We start from the raw sequence: 15,894 nt of genomic DNA on the forward strand, positions 1-15,894 counted from the left end.
ATTGCAATTTAAACAGCGGAAATGGCTCGCGCTGCGTGCACTGCGAGAGGGGCGAAACGTTTCTCGAAGTCGGCTGGAGACCACTCGGCCAGTGATCCGGCGACGTGAACCGCACCGATTGGCTTTCCGGTATCATCGAGAATCGCGACGCCGCATGCGATTTCGCCGACCATCATTTCTTCGACGACGACCGCATAGCCCGCGTCGCGCGCCTCTTGAACGCGAGTGAGGATATGCTCCTTGGCAATCGTGGTCTTAGGCGTCACTTTGACAAGCTCAGACCGATTTAGGATGTCCTTGACCTGCTCGAGTGGAAGTTTCGACAACACGGCGCGTCCTCCTGACGTGCAGAACGTCGGAACGCTTCTTCCGCTAAGGTAGCCGTAGAGGCTGTCCCGTTTGCTTTGCAGGCGGACGAGGTACAACATTGCCACATCGTCGAACAAGCTGAGATCGATGCGCTCCTGAGCGTCGCGTCGAAGCTCGGCCAAGATCGGCAGAGAGTGCGTGATCAGCGGATGTCCGCGCAGATAGTCGAACGATCTCTGTAGGAGGCGTCGACCTGGTCTATGACCAAGACTCGTCCTCTCAAGATACCCCAGCTTGACCATAGTGTGGACGAGTCGTTGCGTCGCGCTCTTGTCCAAATCGGCCGCTTCCGCAAGTTCCGATAGCGACAGAGCGTTCGTGGAGTCCGCAAACCCCTCCAGTATTCTAAAGGCCTTGCCGACCGACTTTACGTAGAGTTTGTCCTCGCGATCATCCGATCGAGCCGCCTGCTTTCGTCCGGTTGCACGCTTGGCCATTCTCCCAGTTCTCCCTGCTCATTTCTTTGAATTCCAACCCGCGTGGGGGCGTTGACGCCATGCGCCGGAACGGACATTATATAACGATCCAGTCGTATCGTATTGCAATACGACTGAAACGAAGTGAAGGGGTCGTCCATTGTGCGCGCAATATAATCCGGCCGAATTTCGGCCGCTCACCTTCCACGATGCGGTGCCGGCATTCAAGGAGGGACAAAGCAACCCACGAAAATATCTGGAGAAATGTCTGGAAGTCATCGAGGCTCGCGAGCCCGTTGTGCGTGCTTGGGTGGAAATGAACATCCCCGAGGCGAGATCGGCCGCGGATGCTTCGACCAAACGCTACCAATCAGGACGGCCGCTCTCTTCCATCGACGGTATGCCAGTCGGCATCAAAGATCTTTTGATGACCAGGGATATGCCCACCCGCATGGGCTCGCCCTTGTATGAAAACAACTTCCCAAAGCAGGACTCTGCCTGCGTTCAAGCGCTTCGGAGTGCCGGCGCGGTCGTCTTAGGCAAGACGGTGACCACCGAACTGGGGATGTCCCATCCCGGGCCGACCACTAATCCCTTTAGCCCGATTCACACCCCTGGAGGATCCTCAAGCGGATCGGCAGCGGTTATCGGAGCGGGGATGGTGCCTGCGGCGATCGGAACGCAAGTGGTGGGTTCGGTCATCCGACCCGCAAGTTTTTGCGCCAACTACGCAATCAAGCCGACCATGGGCGCCTTGAACCGCGGAGAACGGCAAGGCTTCAGCCAAAGCCATATCGGCGTCCACGCGGGCAGTCTCGCAGATATGTGGCACGTCTCCATTGAAATGGCGAAGCGTTCGGGTGGAGATCCAGGGTATCCAGGTCTCTTCGGAGGCACGGAACTCCATGCGGCGGAGCGTCCGACCCGGCTCATCGTCATGGAAGCGCAGGGGTGGCCCGAACTGGACCAGGCCACGAGAGGTGCATTCGAGGGCTTCCTATCCGACCTGGGTCGTGCAGGCGTCGAAATCATTCGTCGCACCGACCATTCTCTCGTTGAGGCTTTCGAGCAGGCGATCAGCCAGAGCCTTGAAATCACACGGGACGTCTGCGCGTACGAGATGCGCTGGTCTCTAGAGAATCTCGTGCAGCAGTTCGGCGGAGGGCTTAGTGATAGCCTCACTTCGCGCCTGGAAATTGCACGGCAAATGACCCAGGACGATTATCGCCTCGTGATCTCGAGACGCGCAGCGGCCAGAGCCGCCCATGCCACAATCGCCCATATCGCCGACGCCATCATCTCCCCGTCTTCGATCGGGCCCGCGCCGCGACTCGATAACAAAGGCGTGGACTCGGGCGTCGTCCATACGACCGGTCTGCCCAACTACAATGCCGTAACCTCGCTGCTCGGAGCCCCTACGATCACCATACCTATGCTTGCGGTTGGGGGGCTTCCCGTAGGAGTCCAGGTGGTCGGGCAGCCGCACACGGACGATCATCTCGCCGGTATCGCGCGTTGGATTGCGGAAACAATCCCGGCGCGTTCAGTCTGAACCAAGAGGACGTGCGTCCGGCGCACGTCCTCTTTCGCTTCTAGTCGCAAAACGACTGGTTTCCGCGCGCATCTCGTGCGGAGCGCTATCGCCTAGTGATCTTTCGCGATCCGCTCGCGCCCCTGCGGCAAAACGACGAACCCGCGCATTCCTCGTCCTCGCGTGAACCTTTTGTGTTGCAAGCAAAGCCGTGCTGCGATCTAATACAAATAAATTCGGTCGTATCGCATTGCAATTCAGGCGGCGCGACAGTCAAGTCGATTGATGTCTGCATTAATGGAGGGACCAATGCGTAATCGTAGAGAGATCCTGGCCGCCGCCGCAGTCGGAATTGCGACACCGTCGCTGCTTCGACGAGCTTGGGCACAGCAAGATGCGATCGAAATCGGCAGTCTGGTTTCTCTCTCCGGCACGTTCGCCAACATAGGAGAACAGGTGGACATTGGCAGCAAGATTGCCATTGAGCACTACAAAACCGCGGCGGGACGACCGCTTCGCTATGTCCAATTGGATGATCAAGGAGACCCGGGCCGGGCAGTACGGCTCACTCAAGATGCTATTCGTGACCGCGGCATTCGCTTCTTCATGAATTGCACCAATAGCGCAATTGCGCTGGCCGTCGCGAAGGAGGTCGCGAGCAGCGGAGGCGTCTACATCAATCAGGCCGGCGCAGACGAGATGACCGGCTCACTCTGCAACAAGAACACCTTTCGATGGCCCGTTGCGACCTATAGCGCGGTGAACACGACGGTTCGCCCATTTATGATGAAGTACCCCGATGCAAAAAAATGGTACACGATCACGGGCCAATACGTCTTCGGGGATAGCCTTCTGAAGAACCTGAAGGATGTGGTCGGTGAACTTGGCGGACAGCACGTCGGCAACAGCTATCATTCCTTGAGCGACCGCGAATACAGCGGCTTCATCACCGCGGCGATTGCTGCGCAGCCCGATGTGCTGTGCATTTGTAATTTCGGGAGCCAGACCATCGACGTGTTGCGGCAGGCGGTCAGCTTCGGAATGAAACGCAATACAAAAATCGTCGTCGTTTGGTCGACAGGGCTCGACCAATTCCAATCTCTGGGCCCCGATATCTGCGAAGGCGTCTATTTTGGCGCGAACTATTGGCATGGCGTCGATGCGCCAGGCAACCGGCTGCTCACGGGCGTAATCAAAGACAAGCTGAAGGTGACTCCCAGCTATCTCCTGACGGCCGGGTGGGCGTGCACGCAGGCAACCGTCGAGGCTCTCAATAAGGCGGGGAGCGCCGATGTGCCGGCGGTGATCAAAGCTTTCGAAACGCTTAGCTATGAAGGGCCGACGGGACTCGAGAAAGTCCGGGCCGAAGATCATCAGGTTCTGAAAGACTACTATCTTCTGTTGGGTAAGCCTAAGGCCAAGATGCGCGACAAGGACGATTACGTAGATGTCATCGCGGCCGAGAAGGCATTTCTCTCGCCCGATAAAACAGGCTGCAAGCTGTAACTTCGCCCTATGTCCGCTCAAGTCCTCATTTTCGGAGCGCTTAATGGCGTCGGCATAGGGATGATCTATTTCATCCTGTCTGTCGGGCTCACCATGATCTTCGGTCTCATGCAGTTCGTGAATTTCGCTCATGGGGCTTTTTACATGGTGTCCGCCTACGCGGCGTTTGCGATTGCGCAGTGGACCGGAAGCGTTCTTCCGGCCCTCCTGATCAGCCCAATTCTGGCCGCCATTTTTGCGCTCGTTTCCGAACGGCTGCTACTGCAGCGGACGTACAGTCTGCCTCACGAGGCGCAGATCCTGATTACCTTCGCGCTCGCCATCCTGGCGCAGGAGTCGGTAACCATGATTTTCGGGACCTTGGGAAAAAATGTGCCGGTTCCGGAGGTCTTCAGCGGTGTCCTGATCCTCGGTGGCTTCGTGTACCCCTCATATCGACTTTTTGTAGTCGGTGTTGCGGTCGCGGTCGCGGTCGCCATGTGGATCGCCATTGAACGTACTCGTTTCGGCGCCATGGTGCGAGCCGCAGCGGAGAACGCCGAAATGATGGGCCTCCTTGGATTTGATTCGCGCAAGGTCTTCATGGCGGCTTTTGCTTTCGGAGGTGCGCTTGCCGGTCTCGCTGGCGCTCTCGCCGCACCATTGCGCGGCGTGGAGCCCCTAATGGGACGTGAGGCTCTGGCTATCGCTTTCGTCGTCGTAATTCTCGGTGGGCTCGGAAGCTTTAGCGGAGCTCTCCTTGCCGCACTGCTGATCGGCATCACGCAATCCCTCATGAGCATGATCTGGCCGGGAGGAGCTCATCTCATGATCTACGGAGTAATGACGATGATCCTGGCGTTTCGGCCGACCGGGCTCATGGGGCGCTCGTGATGACTAGCGAAGGGCTCCGTTTCCCGAATGGGACCACCATCGCTATTGCGGTGTTTCTTGCTGCCATGCCGTGTATTCTGCCGTCGTTGACATTGGCGAGCGAGATTCTGGTGCTGGCCACCGGGGCTTTGAGCTGCACCTTGCTTCTCGGCTCGGTCGGGCTTCTTTCATTTGGTCAAGGTCTTTACTTCGGCCTGGGCGCGTACGTGTCCGCCATACTCATTCGCGACTTCGAAATGACCGCGTTGGCGGCCACAATAGTTGCTTCGTTGGCCGGGTGCCTGCTGGCAGCAGCCGCAGGCCTTTTGATCGTGCGACGGCAGGGCGTGTATTTCGTCATGCTCACTTTGGCGTTCGCGCAGATGGGCTTTTTTCTCGCCTTAGCCTTCCCGAGGCTCACGGGCGGCGAGAACGGGTTCGGAAACGTCCCACGGACGACCATTGCGTTCGGACAATTCTCGTTGTCAAATCCCCTGCTGCTTTATGCTTTTCTCGCGTTCCTTTCCTTCGCGGCGTTCGCGCTGGTGCAGAGAATAGTCGCGTCGCCGTTCGGAAGCGTTCTCAATTCGATCCGCTACAATGAGAGCCGTTCTGAGGCGCTCGGATATGACGCGCGGCGTTTCAAACTGGCGGCGGTCACCATGGCGGGCGGTATCGCCGCCTTGGCCGGAGCGATGAACACCCTGATGCTCAATTTCGTGCCGTTGAGCGCCATCGACGTGGAAACGAGCGAGCGATTGTTGATCGCTTCTCTGATCGGAGGAGTTGGATCTCCCCTTGGTGCGCTCATCGGCGCGTCGGTCCTGAGTGCAATGTCCGATTTTCTTTCGCCCATTTGGCCGCGCTGGTCCACTATCGTCGCACTGCTCCTGATAGTGACCGTGCTTTTCCTGCGTGATGGGCTCTTGGGGTTGGGAGGCGTGCTGCGGCGGCAAGGCAAGGAGCTGCCGAATGGCTGAGATCCTTCTTACCGCGCAGGGCTTAGGCGTTCGGTTCGGCTCGTTCAAGGCAATCGAGGACCTGAACCTCTCGATCGGCCGGGGGACTCTGCACTCGGTCATTGGGCCTAACGGCGCTGGAAAGACCACGTTGTTCAACGCGTTGAGCGGAACGCGCATCCCCACGCAGGGCGAGATAAGGTTCCAGGGGCATCCAATCACGAACGTCCCCGCGCATAGTCGCGTCCATCTGGGGCTTTCGAGGTCTTTCCAGCTGACCAATATCTTCCGGGACCTCTCCGTCGCCGAAAATATCCTATTGGCGCTGCAAGCTGTGGCCGGAAGAGAGGCGTGGGCATTCTGGCGCAATCGCGACCCCTTAAAGGTATCCAAGAAACGCGCCGCGGAATTAGCGGACACGGTTGGTTTGTCGGCCCGCTTTGAAGCACGCGCGCGCGACCTATCCCACGGGGCCCAGCGCGCTCTTGAGATAGCCATGGCTCTTGCGTCTGACCCCAAGCTGCTGTTCTTGGACGAGCCTCTAGCTGGTATGGGTCTCGATGATGTTCATCGGACGAAGCTCCTCATCAAGAGTCTCGCCCCGGAACGTACGGTCGTTCTGATCGAGCACAACATGAGCGTCGTTCTGGATATCTCGGATACGGTCACGGTGCTCGCCCAAGGAAAGAAGATCGCCGAAGGTTCGCCTCAAGCCATCAGGACGAACGTTGAAGTAAAAAACGCGTATCTCGGATCTGCAGCATGACTGGACTTATCGTTCGCGATCTGCACGCCTGGTACGAGAAGAGCCACGTTCTGCAAGGCGTGGACGTGCAAGTTCAGCGAGGTCAAACGGTAGCTATTCTTGGCCGCAATGGCGCTGGGAAAACGACTACTCTGCGATCAATCATGGGTTTGGTCCATGCCCAGGGAACGATCACGTTCGACGGCAACCCGTTGTCGGAGCTTGCTACGCACGAAATAGCCCGCCGCGGTCTCGCGCTGGTACCGGAAAACAGAGCGGTCTTCACCACACTAGACGTACAGGAAAACCTCAGTATCGCTTTTCGTAAGGGTTCGCCATGGACGCCCGACGCAGCCGCCGAGCTGTTTCCGTCGCTCAAAAGGAGATGGAAATCGGCTGCCGGCCGACTCTCCGGCGGCGAACAGCAAATGCTCGCGATCGCGCGGGCGCTGATGACGAACCCAAGTCTCCTGCTGTTGGATGAGCCGACCGAGGGGCTGGCGCCTGTGATTGTCGACGAGCTCGTTCAGCTCATGCTTTCCCTGAAAGCCCGTGGGCTCACCATTCTTCTTGTTGAACAAAGCATACAGGTCTGCCGCGCGGTCGCCGATACTCACGCCATACTGGACGAGGGGCGTGTGGTCTGGACTGGAACTACGGCCAGTTTGTCGTCCTCAGGCGAGGTTTTGGCGAAACATCTTACTTTGGAAAATGCGTAGCTAGACGGTCGAGAGTCAAATGGCGCGACAAATCGTATTAGGACCTGCAGTCCTTCAGCATGACTTCCGGCCGAGCCATGCCGATGAGCTATCGACTGCTCGGGAACGATTTCGAAGGTTGGCGGCGCGAGGGTATCTGGCGGCAACTAGAAGCTTCGGTCGGTCCAAGATAATTCGTGAGTTGGATCCAACCGCCGAGGAGACGCTGTTCTTTCCTGGGCGGGCAGGCGGCGCAGCGTCGATCATCACTCTGGAGAGGACATTGATCCTTATCCAGGAAAGGATACGTCGCCACCGAGGGACGCCTCGGCCAGCTTTCGACGCGGAGGCGCTCCTAAAGAACTGGCTTACTTCCGATCAGTTGACCCAGTTCGAAGCTACAAGGACGTTCGTCGTGGTCGGATGCAGCGGTGCGAGATATCGTATTTCTGCCAGGCCGGTCCCCAACGTTGTCAGCTTGGATAAGCTAGGCGATATCGAGATCACCCCCCTTACCGGCGCAAAAATCCGTTCCGAACTCAGCATGCTGATATGGAAGATCGTATTGGAGACGGGCAAGCCTGAGCTTCTTAAAGGAATGCAGAAGTCGAGTGGACCGATAGCAGATTGTGTGCCGGTCCTCTTTCCGCCGGCATAAGTCGTCGATCCATAGTCTGCTAAGTATCGTATCGAGAAGCAGAGAATGATGAGTTCGCTCGGACACTATATCAACGGAAATCGCGTCAAAGGCAAAGGCACGAGGACGTCGAATGTCTTCGATCCGGCGACCGGACAGCAGACTGCTTCAGTATCCTTGGCGACGGTTCAGGAGGTCGACGACGCAGTGGCATCCGCTGCTGCCGCCTTCCCTTCCTGGTCCGAGACCACGCCCCTCCGTCGTGCCAGAATCCTCAACAAATTTCTGCGCATTCTCGAGGAGCGCGCCTCGGATTTAGCGTCGGTCATCACCTTAGAGCACGGGAAAGTGCATTCCGACGCCCTGGGCGAAGTGCAACGTGGCATAGAAGTCGTCGAGTTCGCGATCGGCGCTCCACAGCTTCTCAAGGGAGAGATCACGGAAAACGTCGGAACGAAGATCGACAGTCATTCGGTCCGACAGCCACTGGGCATAGTGGCCGGTATTACGCCTTTCAATTTCCCGGTCATGGTCCCGATGTGGATGTTTCTGGTAGCCCTCGCTTGCGGAAATTGTTTTATTTTGAAGCCCTCGGAACGAGATCCTTCCGCATCGCTCCTCATCGCGGAATGGCTGTCTGAGGCCGGGTTGCCGCCCGGCGTCTTCAACGTGGTGCAGGGCGACAAGCTGGCAGTGGATGCGCTTCTCAAGCATAGCGAAGTCTCGGCGATCAGTTTCGTGGGCTCGACGCCGATCGCAAGATACATTTACGAAAATGCAGCTCGATACGGCAAAAGATGCCAAGCCTTGGGTGGCGCCAAGAACCACATGGTCATCATGCCGGATGCTGATCTCGACCAGGCTGTCGACGCCCTCATGGGCGCGGCCTACGGCTCAGCCGGGGAGCGGTGCATGGCGGTCTCCATTGCAGTCCCGATTGGCGACGGCACGGCAGACGATTTGGTGGAGCGGCTAAAGAAGCGAGTACGCGGTCTGCGGGTAGGTCCTGGTCACGACCCCGAAGCCGAGATGGGCCCGCTGATTACCAAGGAGCATCTCGATCGGGTGTCGGGCTACATCGAAGCCGGTGTTGAGGAAGGTGCGGACCTCCTGGTCGACGGGCGCGAGTTTCGGATGCAAGGCTATAACGGCTACTTCATCGGAGGATCGCTCTTCGACAGAGTAACCAGAGACATGAGGATCTACCGAGAAGAGATTTTCGGTCCGGTGCTGGCCGTCGTGCGTGCCGAGAGCTTCGACGCGGCGGCGGCATTGATCAACGGGCACGAATACGGAAATGGGACGGCTATCTTCACCCGGGACGGAAATGCGGCAAGAGAGTTTGCTCACAGGATCAAGGTTGGCATGGTCGGAATCAACGTCCCCATCCCCGTGCCGATGGCTTTCCATTCTTTCGGAGGGTGGAAGGCGTCTTTGTTCGGAGACCATCACATGCATGGTATGGAAGGGGTTCGCTTCTACACGCAACTGAAGACGGTCACCACGCGGTGGCCGAACAGCGCAAGTGCCGGGCCCGAGTTTATGATGCCTACGATGCGATAGGATGTTTGAAAGAGCTGTTTGAATGCGATGACACGGGAGAGACCAGGTTTATCTTGGACTTGGCGCCGAAGGAGCAACCGCCCCGGAAACTCTCAGGCAGAAGGACCGTGCCGTCGAAGACGATCTGGAGAGAGACACCGGTCGGTGTCCACCGAAGGGGACATCCGTCTACTCGACGGAAATCTCTCAGGTACCGAGACAGATGGGGCCGCTCCGATCGCTGATCGAGCGCATCCACTCCTCAAACCGAGAGACTGAAAAGATGAGCCAGATCGTCATAATCGGCGCCGGGATTACCGGCGTAACTACTGCCTATGCGTTGATCCAAGCAGGGCATCAAGTCACCATACTTGATCGCAATCGATATCCTGCGATGGAAACTTCCTTCGCGAATGGGGGGCAGCTGTCGGCAAGCAATGCTGAAGTCTGGAACAGTACGTCAACTGTGCTGAAGGGACTTAAGTGGATGTGGAAGCGCGATGCGCCCCTGCTGATGAGGCTTTCTCCGAGTTGGCACAAATACTCTTGGCTCGGGGAGTTCCTTTGGAACATCCAGTATCACGGCAGCAACACAGTCGCGACGACGCGCATGGCGATCGAAGCGAGGCGCCACCTCTTTGCTATCGCCGAACGAGAGAGCATTTCTTTCGATCTGGAGAAGAGAGGAATTCTTCACATCTACGACGATCGCTCGAGCTTCGAAGCGGCAGAACGGGTCAATACCCTCCTTCGACTGGGCGGCTTGGATCGTCGTGCAGTCACTCCGGAAGAGCTAAGGACAATCGAGCCTACGCTCCACGGCCAGTATTATGGCGGCTTTTTCACTGAATCAGACTCGACGGGGGACATTCACAAGTTTACCCGGGGTCTCGCAGAGGCCTGCAAGAGACGCGGCGCGACCTTCAGGCAGGAGGCCGATGTTGTCGGCATCGATGCCCTCGGTGGCACCGTCCGGGTGACGTGGAATTCTTGCGACGTTGGTACGAATGCTAAGAAGACCGATAGCCTGGAGGCCGATAAAGTCGTCGTGTGCGCTGGGGCAGCCAGTCGCCATTTTGCCTCCATGCTCGGTGACCGAGTTAACGTTTATCCCGTCAAAGGGTACTCAATAACCGTGCATCTTGAGTCGAGCGAGAGCAAAGAAGCAGCTCCCTACGTCAGTCTGTTGGACGATGCGGCCAAGATCGTTACCAGCCGTCTCGGTTCTGATCGCTTCCGTGTCGCAGGCACGGCCGAATTCACCGGTTTCAACCGTGATATTAGGATAGATCGGATCGAGCCACTTGTTGCCTGGGTAAGAGCGAAGTTTCCCGGAATAGATACTTCAAGAGTTGTTCCTTGGGCGGGTCTTCGGCCAATGATGCCGAATATGATGCCCATCGTGCGCCGGGGACGAAAGGCGGGCGTCTTCTACAACACCGGACACGGGCACCTCGGCTGGACGCTCTCAGCCCTTACTGCCGAGATGGTGGCGGGTCTAGTGGCGACGGAGAACTCCCATCTCGAAATGCCATCTAGAACCGCAGCGTAACAGCCTTCGCACGGTGTCGGTCCGAGTTTCCTTAAATGGACAGCTTCGCCCCGAAGGAGGTGCAAGACGTCATATTGAGAAGTATGCGCTCGGTGCCGCACATGCCGCAATTAACGAGTGAAACACTGTGCGCGGCAAGGTGACGTATGACGTTTATGTTAGCGGTAGACGGGAGCTCTTGGTCGTCCCGGCAAGTCATCCATTTCCAGCTGGATTCGGCGGATTTTGGCGGAAGAAGAGGCGAGCCGTGCGGGTGGTCAGCCAGACCATCCGCGAAGGCATAGAAAGCCGCGGGTATTACTATCGGCCTGGTCTGCGAAAATGTCGGAGCAGCTAGCAAATTCTTGCGCCCTTGGCGTTTCTGCTTCGATCAAGTAATCCGGAACTCGACCTCTATGTTGCCTCGTGTCGCTCGGGAGTATGGGCAAACCTCTTCGTGGGTCACCCTGATCATATCTTGGATCTCCGCCCGGTCGCGGTTCGGCACCGAAATTTCAAGCACGACCGCGAGTTCGAAAAAACCTTCTTGGTTTCTGCCGATCGTTACGTGAGCCGTTACAGTGGATTCGCGAATTGGTGCTTTGCGTTCCCGCGCCACCCGCATGAGTGCATTCTCAAAGCAAGCGGCGTAACCGGCCGCGAACAACTGTTCGGGGTTCGTAGCCACGCCCCCCGGGCCACCCAATTCCTTGGGATAAGCGAGTTGCAGATCTAGAACGCCGTCGGATGATTTGATGCTTCCTGCCCGGCCACCCACTGCAGTAACGGTTGCGGTATAGAGAGCTTCCATGAGTACTCCTTGTCGTCTATGCGCCGTGCTGCTCGGGTCGACTGTCAAGGCGCTCAGAAATCGCGGGCCAGTTCGACTGCCCGTCGCTTGCCCTCAGTTCTTGTCTCCAGGTCCACTTCGGATCCGAGGAGGGTCTTTTCGACGGCGATCTCACGAATGTCCGAGACGCCTATGAAGCGGAGCCACAGGTCCATGTAGGGGCTCTGCAAGTCGTAAGAGTCCCGTGGAGTAATCGAGGAGTCAGAGAAGTAGTCGAGACCCCGGGCGTAAACTACAACCGCCCGCTTGGCCTTCACGAGGCCGCCGAAGCCACGTTCATCAAAACTGAAAAGAATGTCCTTCTGCGTGATAAGGTCGATCAAATGCTTGAATCGATATGGAATGGAGGAATTCCACAGCGGCACCGCAAACACCATCTTGTCGGCGTTTAGAAATGGCGCCGCTAGGCGTCGGATGGTTTCCCACGCGGAGGCCTGTTCGTTCGTGAGAGGGGTACCCGATAAGCCCGCGTACTTGGCGTCCAGAGCGGCCTCGCCGAAGGTCGGAAGGTCGAGTGACCAAACGTCTAGCTTCTCGATCTCATCAGAAGGGTTTTTCGAGCGGTAAGTCTCGATGAATGCCTCGCAAACCTCGATCGAGGCAGAGCGTTGCTTTCGTGGCGATGCTTCGACGTACAGAACCTTGGACATGTTTCATCCTCCCGCGTCCCTCGTAACGCCGCCGAATTGACTTAACAAACGAATAAAAAGTGGTACACTGATCGAGAAAGTGGATCAATTGGCCATGGCATTCGAGCCAAGCTTGCTTCGAACTTTCGTTAAGGTTGCGGAAGGGCGCAGTTTCACACGTGCGGCGGAGGCTTTGAACTCCACGCAATCGACTGTGAGCGCCCAGATTCACCGGCTTGAAGCCCAGGCCGGTCAGGCGCTATTCGAACGCAACACCCGGAATGTGACGCTGTCGCGGGCTGGAGAAACTCTCCTCGGTTATGCGCGAACGATCTTGCAACTGAATGAAGACGCGCATGCCGCCCTCGTTGGAAGCCATTTCGCGGGACGATTGAAGATCGGTGTTGCGGAAGATCTCGTCGATGACTGGCTGCCGAAGATTCTCAAGCGCTACACTCGCAAGCATCCCGCTCTCGCTCTAGAATTGGAGATCGGTATTGTCACGCAGCTACTTCAAAAACTTGAAGCTCGGGAGCTTGATCTTGCAGTCGGCTCCATTTGCGATGCGAAAATAGCTGGTTGGCGCCTTTGGCAGGAGCCGCTGGTTTGGGCTTTTGCCGAAAAGCGAAACTTGCCTGATCCGCTGCCCCTCGCATTCTTTCCAGAGCCTTGTCCGTATCGGGATCTCGCGCTGCGCGCGCTCGCCAAATCGGGCTGCCCTTGGCAATTTGCGGGCTCGTCTCCGAGTCTCGCCGGCATGCGTGCTATCGTGAGGGCGGGTCTTGCCGCAACGCCGTTGCCGCGCGGATTGATTGGCGCTGGCCTACGTGTTGTTGAGGGGGAGAAGGGCCTGCCAACACTGCCGGATGTGGAATATGTTGTCCATATCCGAAGCGACGATCGAAGAGAGGCCGTGACCACGTTGGCAGGCCTTATTCGAGACGCGGCCGGTCGCACGTAAGCGCCACCGCCGCCGGTCAGTGACGCAATGTGCCGTCACCCGGTTTCTGCTTGTCGACGCGTAAGTCGGGTCGAGTAACTATATCTTTCGGCTGGATGTACGCTGAGCGACACTTCGACCATTTCATTTGAACTGAAAAAATACTGACGGCGGATCGAAAGCGCGTGGGCACCCGGTGCGACCATCAGGGGTTCAGCCAGGTCGCGAGAAACTCCTACTGCGCTTATATCTTGGCGGATCTCGATGAAGCGGCGGCCCGAAATCTTCTCCACGAGAGTGCCGAAGATATCCGGATGGCTATCCATCCTCAAGCGGACCTCCCGGGCAAAAGTGTCGTCTATGTAAACATCGGTCCAGCAGATCGGTTTCGAGTCACCCGGCACGATGCGGAGACTCGAGATGCGTAGCCAGCGGCGACCAGGCTGACAGCCGAGAGCTCGTGATAACTTTTCGTCGGCGACGATCTCCGAGACGCGTTGAACATGGCGTTCCGTCTCGACGCCAAATTGCTGAACAGCTTCTATCGATTCGAGCGACTGGGTGAATCCCCTCGCGCTGCCTTGCGGCGAAGATGCCTCGACCCTCGTTCCTGTGTTTCTCTTGCGGCTGACGATCCCCGAGGCCTGGAGCTCGCGCATGGCGGCCCGCACGGTGGATCGGCTAACGGCGAATTGCTCGGTGAGTTCAAGCTCGCTGGGTAGCAGAGAGCCTACCGGATATCGACCCTCGGCAATAGCTTCCATGAGGGTGCGAGCGACGAGGGCGTAACGCGTGACCACCTAAGGCTCCTATTCGGTAATCTCTTGTCATTAAGGCCTGAGCTTTCGAGACGTCAACGTTCGGCAAGAGGCGGGCTGACCCGGTCACAGCGACGATTCTCTCGATTTAAGCACTGCGGAGAAGGGTCAGGGGCAATCCAAATAGCAGAGTCCCGGCCGATCGAAACGGGCGCGTCAGTCTGCGTTTTGGCCGAGACGAACCATTTCCTCAGCGCCGGACACACCCGGGACCTCCGACGACTCGTGCGCCGCTGGTCCACAACAGGCGCTCCAAGGTGAAGTCTGCATTCCTTTCAACATGACCCGCAGCGCAGGCGCCAAGCCACGAAACGGAAGCCAAAGCCGTCGAACACGAGGAGGGAGCGACGCGGGCCAAAGGGTGCCTTTCAAACATCAAGTCGCTCTGATCCGCCTTCTTGCGGCCTTTGATCGTCGGCGACGGTTCCATATGCGATCAAATCAAAGCTTGACGCCGAATATGTACGAACATATAGATATGTACGAACATATAGAAGGGAAATGGGATGGGAAGCACGGTTTTTGATTCCGTCTTGTTTCGCAACATGTTCGGAACCGCCGAAATGCGAGCTGTCTTCGATGACGACGCTCTGATCGCTCGCTATCTCGAAGCTGAAGTTGCGTTGGCAAAAGCCCAAGCTCGATTGGGCATTGTGCCCGCCGCCGCTGCGGATGCCATCGCCGTCGCAGCGAGCTCCCTCAAATTGGATTCCGAGAAGCTTCGTCGTGAGACGGAGATCGTCGGATATCCAATCCTCCCCCTCGTGCATCAACTATCTGAGGCCGCCGGCGAAGCCGGCCGCTACGTGCACTGGGGAGCCACTACTCAAGACATCATGGACACCGCTACGGTGCTGCAGATCCGGGCGGCGCTACGGATCATTTCACGCGACCTGGCCGAACTCAGCGCCATTCTGGCGATGTTGGCCCGCAAGTATCGCTCGACGCCAATGGCTGGACGGACTCACCTTCAGCAGGCCCTCCCAATCACATTTGGATATAAGGTCGCGATCTGGCTCTCGTCCATCGAGCGACATATCGAGCGCGTAGGGCAGGCGCTGCCACGTGTTCTGGTGGGAGAATTCTCGGGAGCGGCGGGAACGCTCGCTTCTGTGGGGGAGAAGGGTCTCGAGATCCAGAAGCTGTTCTGCGAGGAGCTAGGACTGAGGCAGCCGTCGATTACCTGGCACGTCGCCAGGGATGGTATTGCCGAGGCGGTGACTCTGCTCGGTCTCATTACCGGTAGCCTCGGAAAAATCGCGACCGATGTGATGCTCATGTCTGCTACGGAGTTGGGCGAGGTCTCAGAACCTTTTGTAAGCGGGCGCGGCGCCTCGTCCACGATGCCGCAGAAGCGCAATCCTATTTCAAGCGAATTGATGCTGGCGGCTGCGAAGTCCGTCCGTCAGCACGTCGCGGCGATGCTCGACGGCATGATCCATGATTTCGAGCGGGCGACCGGCCCATGGCATCTCGAATGGATATCATTGCCCGAGAGCTTTCTGTTGACGGCCTCATCTCTCGCCAACGCCAAGTTCATGCTCTCCGGTCTCCATCTGCACGAGGAGCGAATGCAAGAGAACTTGCACTTGACGCACGGCCTGATCGTAGCCGAAGCGGTGATGATGGCCGCTGCGCCCAAGCTCGGTCGTCAGCGCGCCCATGACCGGGTCTACGAGGCTTGCCGCCAATCGCTGGACGACGGCGGCGATCTCGTCGCGATCCTGTGCGCCATGCCCGATGTCGTGGAAGCCCTGGGCGGACCGGCCGCCGTACACAGTCGTTGCGATCCGATGAACTATGTGGGGCTCGCGCCGCAGATGGTGGACCGTGTGCTCTCGCGGCCCGCGCGAAACTGAACTTCGAGGAAC

15 protein-coding genes and 1 riboswitch are annotated in these 15,894 nt (G+C 57.9%); of the genes, 11 read left to right on the forward strand and 4 right to left on the reverse strand.

Annotation, left to right across the window (positions count from 1 at the left end; all coding sequences use genetic code 11):
• Positions 1-8: 8 nt before the first annotated feature.
• Complete coding sequence (locus D6B98_RS21840; protein ID WP_126258975.1) at positions 9-806, reverse strand: IclR family transcriptional regulator; 798 nt, start codon at positions 804-806, stop codon at positions 9-11.
• 139 nt (positions 807-945) lie between these two features.
• Between D6B98_RS21840 and D6B98_RS21845 the strand changes: the two genes are divergently transcribed.
• The 9 genes from D6B98_RS21845 (at position 946) to D6B98_RS21885 (ending at position 10,807) form a co-directional block, all read left to right on the forward strand.
• Positions 946-2,337 (forward strand): amidase, encoded by a 1,392-nt coding sequence (locus D6B98_RS21845; protein ID WP_126258976.1) that lies wholly within the window; start codon positions 946-948, stop codon positions 2,335-2,337.
• A 288-nt stretch (positions 2,338-2,625) separates the two neighbouring features.
• Complete coding sequence (locus D6B98_RS21850) at positions 2,626-3,822, forward strand: ABC transporter substrate-binding protein (RefSeq protein WP_126258977.1); 1,197 nt, start codon at positions 2,626-2,628, stop codon at positions 3,820-3,822.
• A 9-nt stretch (positions 3,823-3,831) separates the two neighbouring features.
• Positions 3,832-4,695 carry a branched-chain amino acid ABC transporter permease gene (locus D6B98_RS21855; RefSeq protein ID WP_126258978.1) on the forward strand — a complete coding sequence of 288 codons (864 nt, stop codon included), beginning with the start codon at positions 3,832-3,834 and terminating at the stop codon, positions 4,693-4,695.
• A complete protein-coding gene (locus D6B98_RS21860; RefSeq protein WP_126258979.1) occupies positions 4,695-5,654 on the forward strand; it encodes a branched-chain amino acid ABC transporter permease in 960 nt (319 codons plus the stop codon). The genes D6B98_RS21855 and D6B98_RS21860 overlap by 1 nt, the downstream gene beginning before the upstream one ends.
• Positions 5,647-6,399 (forward strand): ABC transporter ATP-binding protein, encoded by a 753-nt coding sequence (locus D6B98_RS21865; RefSeq protein WP_126258980.1) that lies wholly within the window; start codon positions 5,647-5,649, stop codon positions 6,397-6,399. The genes D6B98_RS21860 and D6B98_RS21865 overlap by 8 nt, the downstream gene beginning before the upstream one ends.
• Complete coding sequence (locus D6B98_RS21870) at positions 6,396-7,097, forward strand: ABC transporter ATP-binding protein (RefSeq protein ID WP_126258981.1); 702 nt, start codon at positions 6,396-6,398, stop codon at positions 7,095-7,097. Before D6B98_RS21865 ends, D6B98_RS21870 begins: the two co-directional genes overlap by 4 nt.
• Positions 7,098-7,278: 181 nt before the next feature.
• Positions 7,279-7,734, forward strand: coding sequence for a hypothetical protein (locus D6B98_RS21875; protein ID WP_126258982.1), 456 nt, complete (start codon positions 7,279-7,281; stop codon positions 7,732-7,734).
• A 45-nt stretch (positions 7,735-7,779) separates the two neighbouring features.
• Complete coding sequence (locus tag D6B98_RS21880; protein WP_126258983.1) at positions 7,780-9,276, forward strand: CoA-acylating methylmalonate-semialdehyde dehydrogenase; 1,497 nt, start codon at positions 7,780-7,782, stop codon at positions 9,274-9,276.
• 23 nt (positions 9,277-9,299) lie between these two features.
• Positions 9,300-9,394, forward strand: a riboswitch (glycine riboswitch).
• A gap of 144 nt (positions 9,395-9,538) precedes the next feature.
• Positions 9,539-10,807, forward strand: a complete 1,269-nt coding sequence (locus tag D6B98_RS21885) for a D-amino acid dehydrogenase (RefSeq protein ID WP_126258984.1) — start codon at positions 9,539-9,541, stop codon at positions 10,805-10,807.
• A 370-nt stretch (positions 10,808-11,177) separates the two neighbouring features.
• Here D6B98_RS21885 and D6B98_RS21895 read toward each other — a convergent pair whose 3' ends face one another.
• Positions 11,178-11,597, reverse strand: a complete 420-nt coding sequence (locus tag D6B98_RS21895; protein WP_126258985.1) for an organic hydroperoxide resistance protein — start codon at positions 11,595-11,597, stop codon at positions 11,178-11,180.
• A 53-nt stretch (positions 11,598-11,650) separates the two neighbouring features.
• The gene (locus D6B98_RS21900) at positions 11,651-12,286 is read right to left on the reverse strand and encodes an FMN-dependent NADH-azoreductase (RefSeq protein ID WP_126258986.1); all 636 of its coding nucleotides are present in this window, start codon (positions 12,284-12,286) and stop codon (positions 11,651-11,653) included.
• Positions 12,287-12,380: 94 nt separating this feature from the next.
• Here D6B98_RS21900 and D6B98_RS21905 point away from each other — a divergent pair, with 94 nt between their 5' ends.
• A complete protein-coding gene (locus D6B98_RS21905) occupies positions 12,381-13,226 on the forward strand; it encodes a LysR substrate-binding domain-containing protein (protein ID WP_126258987.1) in 846 nt (281 codons plus the stop codon).
• A 35-nt stretch (positions 13,227-13,261) separates the two neighbouring features.
• Here the strand turns inward: D6B98_RS21905 and D6B98_RS21910 are convergent, their stop codons facing one another.
• A complete protein-coding gene (locus tag D6B98_RS21910) occupies positions 13,262-14,005 on the reverse strand; it encodes a GntR family transcriptional regulator (protein ID WP_126258988.1) in 744 nt (247 codons plus the stop codon).
• A 524-nt stretch (positions 14,006-14,529) separates the two neighbouring features.
• Here D6B98_RS21910 and D6B98_RS21915 point away from each other — a divergent pair.
• Positions 14,530-15,882, forward strand: coding sequence for a class-II fumarase/aspartase family protein (locus D6B98_RS21915; protein ID WP_126258989.1), 1,353 nt, complete (start codon positions 14,530-14,532; stop codon positions 15,880-15,882).
• Positions 15,883-15,894 lie beyond the last annotated feature (12 nt).

Source organism: Bradyrhizobium sp. LVM 105, from assembly GCF_003957705.1.
Lineage (GTDB): Bacteria > Pseudomonadota > Alphaproteobacteria > Rhizobiales > Xanthobacteraceae > Bradyrhizobium > Bradyrhizobium frederickii.